Origin of the sequence: Chryseobacterium sp. LAM-KRS1, from assembly GCF_013184525.1 — a bacterium.
GTDB lineage: Bacteria > Bacteroidota > Bacteroidia > Flavobacteriales > Weeksellaceae > Chryseobacterium > Chryseobacterium proteolyticum.
In genome coordinates this window covers 105,553-120,363 of record NZ_JAAOIZ010000003.1, presented here as the reverse complement: position 1 = coordinate 120,363, position 14,811 = coordinate 105,553, and the positions used below count along the sequence as shown (strand labels likewise).

12 protein-coding genes are annotated in these 14,811 nt (G+C 36.8%); 5 read left to right on the top strand and 7 right to left on the bottom strand.

What is annotated here, in order from left to right; all coding sequences use genetic code 11:
* Positions 1-50: 50 nt before the first annotated feature.
* Entirely contained in the window at positions 51-713 is a 663-nt protein-coding gene (locus G9C87_RS08010) for an HAD family hydrolase (RefSeq protein ID WP_172279931.1), read from the bottom strand.
* Between the two features lie 184 nt (positions 714-897).
* On the opposite strand from G9C87_RS08010, the gene speB reads away from it, so the two are divergent.
* The 4 genes from speB (at position 898) to G9C87_RS07990 (ending at position 4,018) form a co-directional block, all read left to right on the top strand.
* Positions 898-1,752 (top strand): agmatinase, encoded by an 855-nt coding sequence (gene speB / locus G9C87_RS08005; protein ID WP_172279929.1) that lies wholly within the window; start codon positions 898-900, stop codon positions 1,750-1,752.
* A 68-nt stretch (positions 1,753-1,820) separates the two neighbouring features.
* Positions 1,821-2,678 (top strand): bifunctional helix-turn-helix domain-containing protein/methylated-DNA--[protein]-cysteine S-methyltransferase, encoded by an 858-nt coding sequence (locus tag G9C87_RS08000; protein ID WP_172279927.1) that lies wholly within the window; start codon positions 1,821-1,823, stop codon positions 2,676-2,678.
* 18 nt (positions 2,679-2,696) lie between these two features.
* Positions 2,697-3,407 carry a class I SAM-dependent methyltransferase gene (locus G9C87_RS07995; protein WP_172279925.1) on the top strand — a complete coding sequence of 237 codons (711 nt, stop codon included), beginning with the start codon at positions 2,697-2,699 and terminating at the stop codon, positions 3,405-3,407.
* Between the two features lie 2 nt (positions 3,408-3,409).
* Positions 3,410-4,018, top strand: coding sequence for an alpha-ketoglutarate-dependent dioxygenase AlkB family protein (locus G9C87_RS07990; protein WP_172279923.1), 609 nt, complete (start codon positions 3,410-3,412; stop codon positions 4,016-4,018).
* Positions 4,019-4,139: 121 nt separating this feature from the next.
* Here G9C87_RS07990 and G9C87_RS07985 read toward each other — a convergent pair whose 3' ends face one another.
* The 4 genes from G9C87_RS07985 to G9C87_RS07970 all read right to left on the bottom strand — a co-directional run bounded on the left by G9C87_RS07985 (position 4,140) and on the right by G9C87_RS07970 (position 9,880).
* Complete coding sequence (locus G9C87_RS07985; protein WP_172279921.1) at positions 4,140-5,999, bottom strand: CocE/NonD family hydrolase; 1,860 nt, start codon at positions 5,997-5,999, stop codon at positions 4,140-4,142.
* A gap of 125 nt (positions 6,000-6,124) precedes the next feature.
* Positions 6,125-8,896: an outer membrane beta-barrel protein gene (locus G9C87_RS07980; protein WP_172279919.1), complete on the bottom strand. Its 2,772-nt coding sequence runs from the start codon at positions 8,894-8,896 to the stop codon at positions 6,125-6,127.
* Positions 8,897-8,971: 75 nt separating this feature from the next.
* A complete protein-coding gene (locus tag G9C87_RS07975) occupies positions 8,972-9,391 on the bottom strand; it encodes an SH3 domain-containing protein (RefSeq protein WP_172279917.1) in 420 nt (139 codons plus the stop codon).
* Between the two features lie 6 nt (positions 9,392-9,397).
* On the bottom strand, positions 9,398-9,880 hold the full coding sequence (locus tag G9C87_RS07970; RefSeq protein ID WP_172279915.1) for a BON domain-containing protein: 483 nt from the start codon (positions 9,878-9,880) through the stop codon (positions 9,398-9,400).
* A 200-nt stretch (positions 9,881-10,080) separates the two neighbouring features.
* Here G9C87_RS07970 and G9C87_RS07965 point away from each other — a divergent pair, with 200 nt between their 5' ends.
* The gene (locus tag G9C87_RS07965; RefSeq protein ID WP_172279913.1) at positions 10,081-11,331 is read left to right on the top strand and encodes a dicarboxylate/amino acid:cation symporter; all 1,251 of its coding nucleotides are present in this window, start codon (positions 10,081-10,083) and stop codon (positions 11,329-11,331) included.
* A gap of 114 nt (positions 11,332-11,445) precedes the next feature.
* On the opposite strand, the gene G9C87_RS07960 is transcribed toward G9C87_RS07965, so the two are convergent.
* Both G9C87_RS07960 and G9C87_RS07955 read right to left on the bottom strand, forming a co-directional pair.
* A complete protein-coding gene (locus tag G9C87_RS07960) occupies positions 11,446-14,247 on the bottom strand; it encodes a GH92 family glycosyl hydrolase (protein ID WP_172279911.1) in 2,802 nt (933 codons plus the stop codon).
* Positions 14,248-14,314: 67 nt separating this feature from the next.
* Entirely contained in the window at positions 14,315-14,776 is a 462-nt protein-coding gene (locus G9C87_RS07955; RefSeq protein ID WP_172279909.1) for a hypothetical protein, read from the bottom strand.
* Between the last annotated feature and the right edge of the window lie 35 nt (positions 14,777-14,811).

The window sequence follows — 14,811 nt, the reverse complement described above, 5'->3', positions numbered from 1 at the left end:
TCGGAGACGGATCAATATAAAAAAAAAGGTTCTCGATCGAGAACCTTTTTTTATTTAAAATAATCTGAGATTTTATCTAATTCCAGTTCAGTATAATCTGAGATGGTAATGTTAGCCAGGGAATAATCCTGATTATGGGAATGTTCACTTTTATAGGCGGCACAGAAAATTTTAGCATTATGAGCGGCCAGAATTCCATTGGTAGAATCTTCAATTACCAGGCAGTTTTCTATCGGCTGTTCAGCCAGCTGGGCTGCCAAAAGAAAAACTTCAGGATGAGGTTTTGATTCTTTTAACTCAGCACCACTGATTTTCCCGTTGAAATATTTTTCAAGTCCGAATTTTTCAAAAACCATATTGATGGTTACCATACTTGCGGAAGAGGCTACAATGAGCTGAATATTATTTTCATAGTAATGTTCTATCAGTTTTCTCACCCCGGGAATAAGGTCAAAATCGGCATCATTATAGAAGTAATCTTTAAAATAATCCCTTTTTATATTGGTCAACTCCTGATAAGTATGGTTAAGCCCGAATATCTGAATTAATGTTTCGCAGACTTTTTTGGTGGAAGCTCCGGTAAATGAAGTGTAAAGTTCTTCAGATACCTGAATTTTAAGATCTTCGAACATCTTGAAGTAAGCTTTTCTATGCAATGGTTCTGTATCTACAATTACCCCATCCATATCAAAAAGCACCGCTTTTAAGGACATATTTGATTTTTTTTGCAAAGGTAGTGAATTTTAGAGGAGATGGAAGAAGTTAGAATTTTATAGAGGCTGTGGGTTTGTTTGATACCTTCAAAAACTTCCCTTCTCTTGCTTCCGGCTTCCAACTTCTTTGTATCTTTGCGGGAAGTATTTCAAATTTTAAATCATTTAATTTTTAAATAAAAACATGAAAACATACGCGGGAATTCCTGAAGAAAATGCGTCATTAGAAAACTCAAAAGTAATGTTGGTTACCGTTCCTTACGACGGAACCTCAACATGGGGTAAAGGAGCGGATAAAGGTCCTGAATTATTCCTTAATGCTTCTGAAAACATGGAGCTTTATGACATAGAAACAGGAACCGAGCCTTACCTTGATGGTGTTTATCTTGCCGGGGAAGTATCTGAAAATGCTACACCTGAAGCGATGACGGAAGCGGTTTATCAAAAGACAAAAGAGCTGTTACAGAATGAAGGAAAGTTGTTTACCCTTTTTGGTGGTGAACACTCTGTTTCTATTGGTTCGATCCGTGCTGTAGGTGAGAAATATGATAATTTAACAGTATTACAACTGGATGCTCACACGGATTTACGTCCTGAATTCCATGGTTCTACCTCCAATCATGCATGTGCTGTTTTTGAAGCTAATCAGAAGCACAACCTGGTTCAGGTGGGTATCCGTTCAATGGATGTTGAAGAATACCAGTATTTACCTGAAGGAAGAGTATTTTTTGCACATGAAATTGCTGTCAATGATAACTGGATCAATGATGTTTTAGAAAAAGTTTCCGGAAATGTATATATTACAATCGATTTGGATGCTTTTGACCCATCTATCTGTCCATCTACCGGAACACCAGAACCCGGAGGTCTGCAATGGTATCCAACGTTGGAATTATTAAGAAAAGTATTTGAAAAATGTAATGTTGTAGCTTTTGATATTGTGGAATTGATGGATTCTCCGATGGCTAAGCCAAGCGCATTCCTTGCCGCTAAACTATATTACAAAATGTTAGCTTATTATCACATCAGCCAGGATTAAAATTCCACAAGAATCGGATTTTTTCTGCGGGATTTTCTTTGGAAATTTGTGAGATAAAATACAAAGATATGTCTACACAAAGTCAAATAGATTACAACAGAATCGCTAAAGCGATAGAGTATATCCAAAGTAATTTTAAACTTCAGCCGAGTCTGGAAGAAGTAGCAGAAAAAGTGCATCTTAGTCCTACCCATTTTCAAAAAATCTTTACAGATTGGGCAGGAACAAGTCCGAAAAAATTTTTACAGTTCATCAGTATAGAACATGCCAAAAGTCTTTTGAAGGAAGAGAAATTGAGCGTATTTGATGCTGCTTATGAGACCGGGCTTTCCAGTACAAGCAGGCTTCATGATTTATTTGTAAAAATAGAAGGAATGTCTCCGGCTGAGTTTAAAAATGGCGGAAAAAGCCTGAGAATTAACCATAGTTTTTCAGAAAGTCCATTTGGAAACATTCTGGTAGCTTCTACCGAAAAAGGAATTTGCCATCTGGCCTTTGAAAATAATCAAGAAATGGCATTAGGAAATCTGAAAGCCCAGTTTCCTAATGCTTCTTTTTATGAGAAGCAGGATCAGTTTCAAAAAGATGCCTTGTCTATTTTCGGTAAAGACTGGAACAAGTTAAATACCGTAAAACTTCACCTTAAGGGCACTGATTTTCAGTTAAAAGTCTGGGAAAGCCTTCTGACAATTCCTATGGGAAAACTGTCTACTTATGGTAATCTGGCCGGGAAAATAGGCAATCCTAAAGCTTCCAGAGCAGTAGGAACAGCTATTGGAAGCAATCCTGTAGCCTTTCTTATTCCTTGTCACAGGGTCATTCAATCATCAGGAAACATGGGCGGTTACCGTTGGGGAAAGGACAGAAAACAACTTATTATCGGTTGGGAAAGTTCACGCACTTCCAATGCAATAGATTCAATCTAGAAATCAAAGGATACAATCATGATCAAACATAAAATCTTATCTGCTTATGAGGAGATCGCTGAGAAATATAATGAGCTGATCGATCACAAACCATATAATGCCTATTATGACAGACCGAATACATTGGAGCTTATTCCGGAGGTAAAGGGTAAATTTATCCTTGATGCGGCTTGTGGTCCGGGGAAATATGCTGAAATCCTAATATCTGAGGGAGCGACAGTAAAAGGTTTTGATATCAGTGAAAAAATGATCATGCTGGCACGTGAAAGAAATAATAATGAAAAAGATTTTTTCGTCCACGATTTATCTTTACCCTTTGAAATGTTTGAGGATCGAAGCTTTGATACTGTTATTTGTGCATTAGCGCTTCATTATATAGAGGATTGGAATTTTACCATTCAAGAATTTTGCAGGGTTTTGAAACCTGATGGTAGTCTTGTTATATCGATTGAGCATCCTTTTTTTGAATACAATTACTTTCATTCAGAAAAATATTTCGAAATTGAACATGTAAATTGTATATGGAACGGATTCGGGAAATCTGTTGAAATTAACAGCTTCAGAAGACCTCTTAGTGAATGCATCACTCCGCTTACAGACAATGGTTTTTATATTGATAAACTGGTTGAACCAAAACCTACAAAAGAATTTGAAAAACTGGATCCGAAACATTTTAAAGAACTAAATGAGTTTCCGGCTTTCATGTGTATTCGTGCCATAAAAAAATAGGAATGAGTTTATTTGAAGAAATATATGATTTTCCGGTCAATATCCTTCCCAAAGACGGAACGGTTAATTATTACGGAACCATTTTCTCTAAAGAAAAATCCGATTTCTATTATAACTATCTTTTGAATCAGATTCCCTGGGAAAATGACGAAGCCATTATTTTCGGTAAACTTATTCTAACCAAAAGAAAAGTGGCGTGGTTCGGGGAAAAAGCATTTGAATATACCTATTCCAACAGAACCAAGTATGCGACGCTATGGACGCCTGAGCTATTGGAATTAAAGAAAAAGTGTGAGGAAATATCAGGAGAAACCTATAACTCATGTCTTCTCAATTTATATCATGACGGCAGTGAAGGGATGGCTTATCATAGTGATAGTGAAAAAGACCTGAAAAAGCATGGTGCCATTGCATCGGTAACCTTTGGAGCGGAACGGAAATTTTTGTTTAAACACAAACAAACCAAAGAGAAAGTGGAGATTTTCTTACAAAACGGAAGCCTATTGGTAATGAAAGGAATAACACAGGATAACTGGCTCCACAGGCTTCCCCCAACTACAAAGGTAAAAACTCCAAGAATAAACCTAACGTTCAGAACGATTGAAGGATAAAAAAAGGTGGCTGAGATTTTCGAAGCCACCTTTTTGTTTATAAACAATGGTCTTTATTATAAAACCATACTACAAGTATTAGAAGGGAAGTGACTAAAGTTCTTGAAGTCACCCGATTTTTTTATTTTATCACCTCAGCTTCAATTGAGCTGTCATTATAAATTCTTATGAATGCTTTGGTATAATCTTCTTTAGAAGCCATGTTCGGATTATCCATGAATTTCTGTGGATTTACAGAAAAGAGCGGGAACCATGTACTGCTGATCTGGATCTGGATTTTATGTCCCTTTTTAAACGTATGAACTACATCCTGAAGTCTGAATTGAACCGCTGTTTTCTGACCAGGAACTAAAGCTTCGGCTTTTTCCCTTGAGTTTCTGAATCTCGCAGGCATAATTTCACTTCTTACCATCTGGTGATAATTACCATACACAACACCGTCTTTTTTCTCAACAGGTTTGAAATCCTCTGGATATACATCAATGAGTTTTACAGCGAAATCAGCATCTGTGGAAGTAGAGGCGATGTTTAATTTTGCCATAATCTCTCCCGCGAAGGTCATATCTTCTGATAAAGCATCTGTTGTAAAAGTAACAACATCGGGTCTTCCTTCTGCAAACCTTTGATCCTCCGACATATAATTTCTGGGAGTAAATCCATTAAAATCCTTTAAGCTTGTTGAGCTTAATACCGGATTATTCGGGTCGCTATAATATTCTGAAAAACCTTGTTGAGAAGTACTTTTTAATGTTCCGTCAGCCAGGTAGAAATTAACTTTTTTAGCATCTTTTGGAGGATAAGATGCAAATTCTTTCCACTGTTTTGCTCCTGTATCATACATCATAGCTTCGGGAAGTCCCGCATCTTCTTTGGTATTTCCTTTCAGGTAGTGATTAAAAAAACGTGTCTCGATGTTCTTCTGGTAATAGGTAGCAAGGCTGTCTCCGAAATAAATTTCATTATGAAAATGTTTTCCCATTTCCTGTGACCATCCGCCATGAGAAAAAGGTCCCATAACAATGGTGTTTTTTGCTTTCGGGCTGGATTTTTCTATCGCTTTATAAATATTCAACGGACCGGATAAATCTTCAGCATCAAACCATCCTCCAACGGTCATTACTGCATGCTTTACATTTTTAAGATGAGGTAAAAGGCTTCTTTTCTGCCAGTACTCATCATAATTAGGATGGTTCATTATTTCGGTCATGAAGAAGTTGTTCTTATAGTATTTGTTATAGCCGTCCTTTAAGGTTCCCATTTCCCTGTAGAATTTCAGTCCGTCTTCTGATGTCTGCTTTACAAAAGTATCCATGTACCATGCCTGTTTTTCAGCTTTGGTCTTCTGAACCCCAAAAACAGGGAAGGTTCTGAAGTATCCCAGCATAAATTTTCCGTTGTGAAGAAAATCGTCATTCCAGAAATCAGAAATAGGTGCCTGAGGTGATGATGCAACCAGTGCCGGATGATCCGCTAAAATCCCTACAGCTGTATAAAAACCAGGATAAGAAGTTCCAAATTGACCTACCTTTCCATTGTTGTTTTTGACGTTTTTCAATAGCCATTCTATCGTATCATAGGTATCCGTACTTTCATCGACATCTTTTTTCGATTGACGTTCTACCTGAGGCGTCATGTTCGTGAAAGTTCCCTCACTCATATATCTTCCGCGGACATCCTGGTATACAAAGATATATTTATCCTTCATCAGGTACTGATTAGGGCCTACTTTAGTTTTATATTCATTCTCACCATAAGGTGCAATGCTGTAGCAGGTTCTCTGCATCAGAAACGGATATTTGTTTTTATTGGTTATATCTTTAGGAATATATACTGCTGTGAAAAGTTTAACACCATCACGCATGGGAATATAAAATTCTTGTTTGGTAAAATTATCTTTCACAAAATTGTCCTTTTGTGATGCATTTTGTGCATTACCCAAAATGAAAATGAAAATAAATAAAATGGAAATATGGGTTTTCATAAATAAAATTTGAAGCTAATTTAAAAATAAAAACGTGTTTACCACGATAAATATTACCCATTACTGCCAAATAATAAAAAAGGCCGAATCAATTCGGCCTTTTTTTATATATTATCGTCCTATGGTTACTGATTACGCATCTTTTTTCCTGCAAACTTATTCAGCTTCATGCTTAAGGAGAACATAACATAACGTTTCAGGATAAGGTCCTCCCGATCCTCAAAATATGAATTGGTAATGGTTCTTCTTACGCTCTGATTTTGATTCAAAACATCATATACTTTAATTTTTGCAGTAAGCTGTTTCTTGAAAAAAGAGTATCCGAGGCTTGTATTCCAGAAATAAAAATCGCGTTTGAATCCCGGAGCAATATTAGAATTTGTATTGTACTCAAAATCATTCCCAAAAACAAGATTGCTTTTAAAAAGATAATTGGTTAATTGGAGTTTTAATACCTGATTGGTGGTTTGAACTTTTTCAATACTATAATTGGTATAGTTAGAGAAGTTGTATCCGATTGAGTAGGAAGGTTTTATGGTGAATTTGTCTTTAACTTCATAAGTAAGATTTAATCCGGGATTAATACTGTATGTCCCGCTGCTGAATTGTTGGCTATTGATAAAACCTCTGTTATAGCCGTAACTCGTATTAATTCTTGGATTAATCACAAGCTTATTTTCCTTCCATTTAAAACTTTTACTGAATCCACCACCAAGGTTGATATTTTTATTACCACTTATGTTGGCATACGTAACAAACTGTTTTCCCGAATTATCATAATAGGAATAATTGGTAACATCATTATTTCCGTAGGTAAATCCAATATTCACATAATAATTGATATCTTTTACCATATTATAATTACTGAAGTAAAGATAGGTTCTGTTGGTCCAGGTATTTTTAAGGTCCGGATTTCCCTTGTAGGTAATTAAAGGATTGGAAAGGTCTTCATAAGGAGTTAGCTGCTCAGCGCTTGGAATATTAAAGTCAGCATAATTGTAGAGGCTTAGCCTTTTATTCTGGGAAAATTGATATTGCAGGTTAAGATTATAGCTGGGAAGAACAAAGCTCTTCTGAAGGTCATATTGTTGATCATTAAAAACAGAGTTCACTTTCATATCGGAAATCTGAAGATTCACGGAAGACCAGATGTTGATTTTGTTTTTATTGAGCTCAAAACTCAACTCCGGGGAAAGCTGATTAATTTTTTGATCCATGCTGTTTGAAAGAACAGAGTTGTATTTTGAGTACTGCCCGGTATTGGCATCAAAGTCATTAACGTTTCTCTCAGCTCCGGAGATCTTTGCTTCATAATTTAAATTAAGGCTTACGGTAGCAGAATCTGAAAGAGGTTCCGTATATCCTGTACTAAAACGGTAATTGCTGTTTTGTGTTTTATTTTTAGCGAGTTGGTTTCTGTCATCATTAGTCCCGTTGTTCTGATAAAATACAGTCCTGGACTGGTTTAAATTATTACTTTTAGATTCCGAAATATTGCTGTTGATATTGGCGTATACAACGCGCCCTTTTTTTCTGAACTTTCTCGAAAAATAGATATTCGGATTGAATGAATTGCTCTCAGAATCTGTACTTGTGTAAGCATCACTTTCGTTGAGAAGGGTATTATCCCTGAAAGTGGATGATTTTGAATTATTAAAATTAGATCCTTCGCTTCTGGAAAATGAAGGTGAAATGTAAATACTGGTTAACGAATCTAATTTAATCCGTGCAGCAGTATCAAAATTATATTGTCTGTTTTCGTTTTCTCCACTGCTTTCGGAGTTGGTTTTTAATGTATAATCCGGAAGTAAGGTTGTTCTTGAAACTTTAGATCGTGTTTTCAGATTATTATTCGAATGCATGAAGCTCATGGTCTCAAGGTCTGCATCTTTTCCCAATTTATCACTATAATTAAATCCTATTGTTGTAGACCTCTGGATTCCTTTGGTGTTGCCTCCTCCTTGGTAATAATACGTATTGCCTCCTACCGTCATTACGCTTCCTCCCTGCATCATCCAGGAATTTCTTCCACGTCCCATGCTGTCAAAGACCTCATCATTGGAAAAGCCCTGGGAATTAATATTATTGGATGAAGCCAGCAGGCTTATTTTCGTGTCCTTTTTAAAGTAGCTTATAAGGCCGCTTCCTTCATAACGTTTATCAGAACCATAGCCCAGAGTTAACCTGGAAATAAGTCCTTTGTTTTTCTTTTCGTCAATATTGAAGTTGATGGTTGTATTGTTTGATTTCGCCGTTTTTCCATTGAGCTCTTCCTCTTTGGTTTTAGTAGTCGTAAACTGAATATTTTTTATAATATCTGCCGGAAGATTCTGTAATGCAATTTTGCCGTCTTTATCGAAAAAAGGTTTTCCGTTGATCATGATCTGATCCACATCTTTACCGTTTACTGTAATTTTTCCTTCGTTACTGATTTCAACTCCGGGAATCTGTTTAAGCAGTTCCTCGATTTTACTATCAGGCCGTACTTTGATCGAGGATGCATTAAATTCGATAGTGTCTTTTTTAATTTTTACCGGAGAAACGGTAAGCTTCACCTCTTCAATATTAAAAACAGAATTTTTTTCCAGTTCAATAGAGCCTAATGAGAGCGATTGATTTATTTTCTCTATATTTTTAGAATAGGATACTAATTTTTCAGCATCAATTTTCAGAACGGTAGGTTCATTGGACGGATCCGTTTTTAAAGAAAATTTACCTTCTTTATTAGTGGGGGTGTAATTGATAATGGAAGAGTCTTTTTGTTTGAGAAGATAAACGGTGGCGTTTTCTACAGGTTTTTTTTCAAAATCCATCACTTTTCCATCGATGGCGAGTTTTTGACCGTTTAAGATCGCAGTATTGATCAGAATAATCAATACCAGCAAAATTTTCTTCATTTATTACTTTTTCGACTCAAAAGTAAAAAAAATCCCTGAAAGAAATTTCAGGGATTCAATATTTATTGTCATGAATTAAGCTCTCAAATATCTTGAATAAGCATATCCTTCTTGTCCGTCGGCAGTTTTTACTTTCCACCAATCGTCTGAAGTCTGTTCAATTAAGGTTACAGAAGAACCTTTAGACGCTTTTCCTACAACAGCAGCTTCCGTAGAAGGCTCTTGTCTGATGTTCAGGTTTGAATCTTCAGTAGCCACTGTAAGCGCTGCTCCTGATGCAAGACCTGCAACCTGTACATCTACATTAATATCGGAAGCAGAGTAAGTAGAATCGATGGTTCCTAAAGCATTCCATACAGCATCTTTTGCTGCAGTATTGGAAGCTGCTCCTGAGATGTATAAAATTCCATCCTGTTCCTGAACCTGAAGGTTTGAAATTCCTGCAGACTGAGCTGCTGAAATTACACTTGAATATTTATCTTGTAATGTGCTCATTTTAAATTATTTTACAGTGTAGTTATAATTTACTTTTCCTGCTTTCAAAGCATCCACAGATTGCTTGATTTTTCTAGCCTGCTCTTTAGAAACGTTTCCAGTAAGCGTTAATTCACCGTTTACAACTTCTACTTTTACAGAAGGGAAATCTTTTACAGCATCCTGAACTTTTTTCTGAACTGCCGGATCTACTGCAGATTGCGTTTCAACCGGAGGAGTTGCAGGAGCAATAGTCGCCATATCCATAACGTCTTTTACACCATTTACTGCTTTTAGTTGTTTGATCATTGCATCTTTAGAAGCCTGATCAGGAAATGTTCCACTTAGGTGGGCTACACCATCTTTTACTTCAACGGAAGCACTTGGGTTGGACGTTACAATCGTGGTAGCTTGAGTCTGAAGATCAGCATCAGAAACTTTCTTTTTACAAGAAATAGCACCGAACGATACTGCCAGAGCTAAGGCAGCCATTGCAATAGTTTTTTTCATAGTTGTATATTTAATTTAATGTATTGATACTATAAATGTAACAATAAAATTTATACCAAATGATTAAAAATTGACTAAATGTTTCTTAATTTTTTTACAAAGTTTTTAAAACCAGTATTTTAATTTTAACTATGTCCAATTTAATAAGTAATAGCACACAATTTAAAAACTATTATATTTGCGCAAGTTGAATTATTTATATGAAAGGACAAAATAAGCTGTTTATAGCGATTATTATTGCACTTATCTTGGGTGTAGGAATTGGAGGAATTGTTCACGTACAGTATCCGGAAAGTGCAGAACCTTTTTCTAAAAATATTAAATTACTCGGAACTATTTTCATCCGGCTGGTACAGATGATCATTGCTCCATTGGTATTTACCACTCTTGTAGTGGGAATTGCCAAGATGAGCGATATCAAAATGATAGGCAGAGTAGGAACAAAAGCAATGTTATGGTTTATCTCTGCATCGCTGATGTCTCTTTTTATCGGGTTGATGCTGGTAAACTGGCTTGAACCCGGGCATGTTACCAAACTTCCGATCCAGGATGCTGCTTCAGCGGAAGAGCTTTTAAAAAGCAGTAAAGGATTTACTCTGGAAGATTTCGTAAAGCATGTTATCCCGAAAAGTTTATTTGAGGCTTTTGCAACCAATGAGGTATTGCAGATCGTAGTGTTTTCGATTATGTTTGGTGTTGCACTGGCTAATCTGGGTGAAGAATATGCAAAACCTGTTATCAAGCTATTTGATATTGTGGCCCATGCCATTTTGAAAATGGTAGGATATATTATGTGGTTTGCACCATTGGGTGTACTTGGTGCTATTGCTGCTGTGGTAGCGGTGAATGGCTTTGAAATTTTTAAAGTATATGCAGTTTATCTCAGAGATTTCTTCTTTGCTTTAGGTGTTCTTTGGCTGGTGCTGTTATTGGTCGGATATCTGATTTTAGGAAATCGTTTGTTTGAGTTATTAAAAAGAATTAAAGCTCCTTTGCTTATTGCTTTTTCTACAACAAGTTCTGAGGCTGTTTTTCCAAAGTTGGTTGAAGAACTGGAAAAATTTGGTTGTAACAACAGGGTAGTGTCTTTCATCTTACCTTTGGGATATTCATTCAATTTGGATGGAAGTATGATGTATATGACGTTTGCTTCAATATTTATTGCTCAGATTTATGGAATTGAAATGACCCTGGGACAGCAGATCACGATGCTTTTGGTTTTAATGCTTACCTCTAAAGGAATTGCAGGTGTACCGAGAGCTTCACTGGTAATTATTGTGGCGACTTGTTCCATGTTCGGAATTCCACCGGAGGGAATTGCTTTGATTTTACCTATTGACCATTTCTGTGACATGGGAAGAAGTATGACAAATGTATTAGGAAATGCTTTAGCTACGTCCGCAGTATCCAAATGGGAGGGACAGCTTGAAAATCCTGTTGTAGAAGCGTAACTTATTCTGAATATAAGTATTAGAGTTTACAATATGACGAATTGAAGATTCTCCTATGATCTAAATAAAAAAACCTCTTTCAATTTGAAAGAGGTTTTTTAATGTATAATACGGTTATTGAGCGGAAATTTCGTCTATAAAGATGTAAGAATCACCGCCGGCTCCCTGGTGCCACTCCGGAAGTTTACCAAAATGATAAGCTTTTATTTTAATATACCGGGCCTCTGTAGGCAGAATATCTGCGGTAAAATCTTTGATCTGAACTTTCTCATCTTTAGAATCCACAGTATTATCAACGGTTTTCAATAGTATAAAATCTTTTCCGTTCATTGAAGCATAGTATTCTACCTTTTTAGGCATTAAAATCCATGCCCTGCTATCCTGAAGATAGGTTGAAGACAGTCGGGTAAGCTGTTGCGGAGATATAAAATCAAGAATAGCTTCAAAAGTTTGCCCCTGATAGCCTTGCCATTCTCCCTTTCTCCAGTTTTCAGTACCATTGATGCCATCAATAAGAGCGAGTTTGCCTCCTGCTGTGTATTGAGGATTCACCTTTGAGTTTACAGTAATATCCCAATGATTAGGCCTTCTGTTAAAATTAGCAGTGGTAACTGAGCTTTTTTCTCCGTTTCTTTGAGCATATGCAGAAACCTGGGTGGTTTTATTAATGGTAAACGGACCTTTGTACGTGGAGAAAGTTTTTCTTACATTTTTATCATTTTCGTCTATGGTCATGTAATAAACCTTGTCTTTTGGGTTGAGGGGAGTGATCTGTACTTTAGTAGAAAAATCAAAAAGCCTGTCAGCTACAATCACAGGAGATGCGGTTTGTTCATTGTATTTAAAATCTTTTATGGATTTTACATTTTCAAATCCCAGTTTCCTGAGCTCCTCTTTGCCTGTGTTTTTTGTAATCGTTCTGGTAGTGCCGTCTTCAAGGTGAAGCTTAATTTCATCAAAATAAGGGGTAACGGTTTCCCATTCCGGCTTACCCGGAGTTACAGAATAAATACCCATGGAACTTAAAACATACCATGCACTCATCTGTCCGCAATCTTCATTTCCGATCAATCCATCCGGAGTGTTTTGATAAAAATGATCGAGTATGTATCTGATCTTCTCGTCTGCTTTTTGTGGTTTATCCACAAAATTATACAGATAAGCAATATGATGGCTTGGTTCATTGCCTTGCGCATACTGTCCTATAAGACCTGTGATATCAGCTTGTTCCCTGCCCGTTGTTGTGCTAGGGGCGGTGAAAATGGCATCGATGAACTGTTCGAATTTTTCTTTTCCTCCATGGGAATCAATTAAGCCCGGAATATCCTGGGGAACAAAATAAGAATAATGCCATGAGTTTCCTTCCGTGTAATTGTTGTTTACCTCTCTTGGATCAAAAGGTTGATACCAGTTCCCGTTTTTTCTGGCCTGCATAAAGCCGTTTTCAGGATTGTAGAGGTTTTTCCAGTTCTGGGAACGGTTCATGAAATACCGGTAGTCTTCTTTTTTGTTTAAAATTTTAGCCATTTGTGCAATACACCAATCGTCATATGCATATTCCAGCGTTTTGGAAACGCTCTCATGTTCATCATCTACGCTGATATAATTGTTTTGCTTGTAAGCATTCAGTCCGAAAATATCCAGCATTGCAGAATTTTTAGAAGCTTCATACGCTTTTTCGTAATCGAAACCCTTGATTCCTTTGGTCATGGCGTCTGCGATTACAGAAACTGCATGATAACCGATCATACATTCTGTTTCGTTAGAGGCAAGCTCCCATACCGGCAATTTTCCGCCTTGCTCGTACTGTCTGATGAAAGTATTAATAAAATCCGCAGTTCGTTTCCTGTCAATTAAGGTCATGAGCGGATGTGCAGCCCTGAAAGTATCCCATAGAGAAAAAACAGAATAGTAATCGAATCCGTTTGCCGTATAGAACTTATTATCACTACCCCTGTATTTTCCATCAACATCCATATAAATATTAGGCTGCGTAAAAACATGATATAAAGCGGTGTAAAAAATACTCAGCTTATTAGTGTCGTCTGATTTTACCTCAATCTTGGAAAGTTCCTTGTTCCAATCATTGTCAGCTTGTTTTCTTATGTTTTCAAAATCATTCGACTGACCTTCTGCCAGCATGTTTTTTCCTGCACCTTCATAGCCTGTTGGAGATAAAGCGACTTTTACGCTGATTTTCTCTCCTTTTTTAACAGGAGCCGAAAATGCTAAAGCCAGCTTTGTTCCGGTATACATATTATTTTCCTGCTTTCCGTTAGCTTCTTTCTTCGTCACTTTTAATGGCTTGGAAAATTCAATCCGGGCATAAATATATTGGTTTGTAGCCCAGGCCTCACTTCTTCTGAAGATCTCAATCGTTCTATCATCAATAATTTTCACCTCTCCTTCCAGAAGTTTATCCCTGTGATTAAGGTCAAGTATGATATTGGCATTTCCGCTGTTGTTGAAAGTATATTCATGATATCCTACTCTTTTGGTTGTTGTTAAACGGACATCAATATTGTTTTTATCCAATTTTACAGAATAGAATCCGGCAGAAGCAGTTTCATTTTTATGGGAAAATTTTGAAGAGTAGTCTTTGTTGTCCAGGCTTGGATTTCCCATGGTAGGCATTAGCATAATATCACCATAGTCTGAAACTCCCGTACCATTGAGGTGGGTATGGGAAAACCCATAAATGACAGAATCGGAATAATGATAACCACTGCATCCGTCCCAGCTGCCATCTATCCTGGTATCGGGTGAAAGCTGGACCATTCCGAAAGGAACAATCGCTCCCGGAAAGGTGTGGCCATGACCTCCGGTTCCTATGAAAGGATTAACATACCGGGAATAATTCTGGGAATAAATAACCTGAGCAATAAATAAAGAAACTACTATGAAACCTTTTCTCATATCATAATTTTATGACGGTGAATATATTGAAAAATAGAAGAACTAAGGGTATGAAATGATTGCAGGCCTATACTTCTCCTTCAAAAAAATCATCCAGATACTGCTGTCTGTTGTTTTCCTGTTTGTCAGTTCCCAGAAACTTTTTCCAGGCTCTGGATTCATGATACACAATTCCCATCTCCCAGACACAGTAGGTGGGAATGTGATTGTTATTTCTTTCCCAGGTTTCGAATTTTCCGGTTCCGTCATAATATACACTTTCCCATAATTCGTTTTCACTTCTCCAGGTACAAACCAGAAGCAAATAATTGCTGCCACATCTGTGGAGAATCACAAAACCAAGATCTTCAATGTCCTGAAAATGTTCAGTTGCATTTTCGATGCATGTTTTTGCATGGCTGATATCTTCAGAAGAAATGTCATGTGTATTTTCAGCTAAGTTGTACCATTTGAATCTTGTTTTTCCCACGTTAAAAATACCATTGAATGCAGCAAATTTAGAGGGATAAGATGTAGGATTGGTGTTCATTTTTATAGAGTTTAAAAGTTTATTTCCCGAAAAGC

Coding starts and splice junctions, on each gene's coding strand:
- speB (WP_172279929.1), top strand. CDS start 898: ATGAAAACATACGCGGGAATTCCTGAAGAAAATGCGTCATTAGAAAAC.
- G9C87_RS07970 (WP_172279915.1), bottom strand. CDS start 9,880: ATGAAAAAAACTATTGCAATGGCTGCCTTAGCTCTGGCAGTATCGTTC.
- G9C87_RS08000 (WP_172279927.1), top strand. CDS start 1,821: ATGTCTACACAAAGTCAAATAGATTACAACAGAATCGCTAAAGCGATA.
- G9C87_RS08010 (WP_172279931.1), bottom strand. CDS start 713: ATGTCCTTAAAAGCGGTGCTTTTTGATATGGATGGGGTAATTGTAGAT.
- G9C87_RS07995 (WP_172279925.1), top strand. CDS start 2,697: ATGATCAAACATAAAATCTTATCTGCTTATGAGGAGATCGCTGAGAAA.
- G9C87_RS07955 (WP_172279909.1), bottom strand. CDS start 14,776: ATGAACACCAATCCTACATCTTATCCCTCTAAATTTGCTGCATTCAAT.
- G9C87_RS07985 (WP_172279921.1), bottom strand. CDS start 5,999: ATGAAAACCCATATTTCCATTTTATTTATTTTCATTTTCATTTTGGGT.
- G9C87_RS07965 (WP_172279913.1), top strand. CDS start 10,081: ATGAAAGGACAAAATAAGCTGTTTATAGCGATTATTATTGCACTTATC.
- G9C87_RS07960 (WP_172279911.1), bottom strand. CDS start 14,247: ATGAGAAAAGGTTTCATAGTAGTTTCTTTATTTATTGCTCAGGTTATT.
- G9C87_RS07975 (WP_172279917.1), bottom strand. CDS start 9,391: ATGAGCACATTACAAGATAAATATTCAAGTGTAATTTCAGCAGCTCAG.
- G9C87_RS07980 (WP_172279919.1), bottom strand. CDS start 8,896: ATGAAGAAAATTTTGCTGGTATTGATTATTCTGATCAATACTGCGATC.
- G9C87_RS07990 (WP_172279923.1), top strand. CDS start 3,410: ATGAGTTTATTTGAAGAAATATATGATTTTCCGGTCAATATCCTTCCC.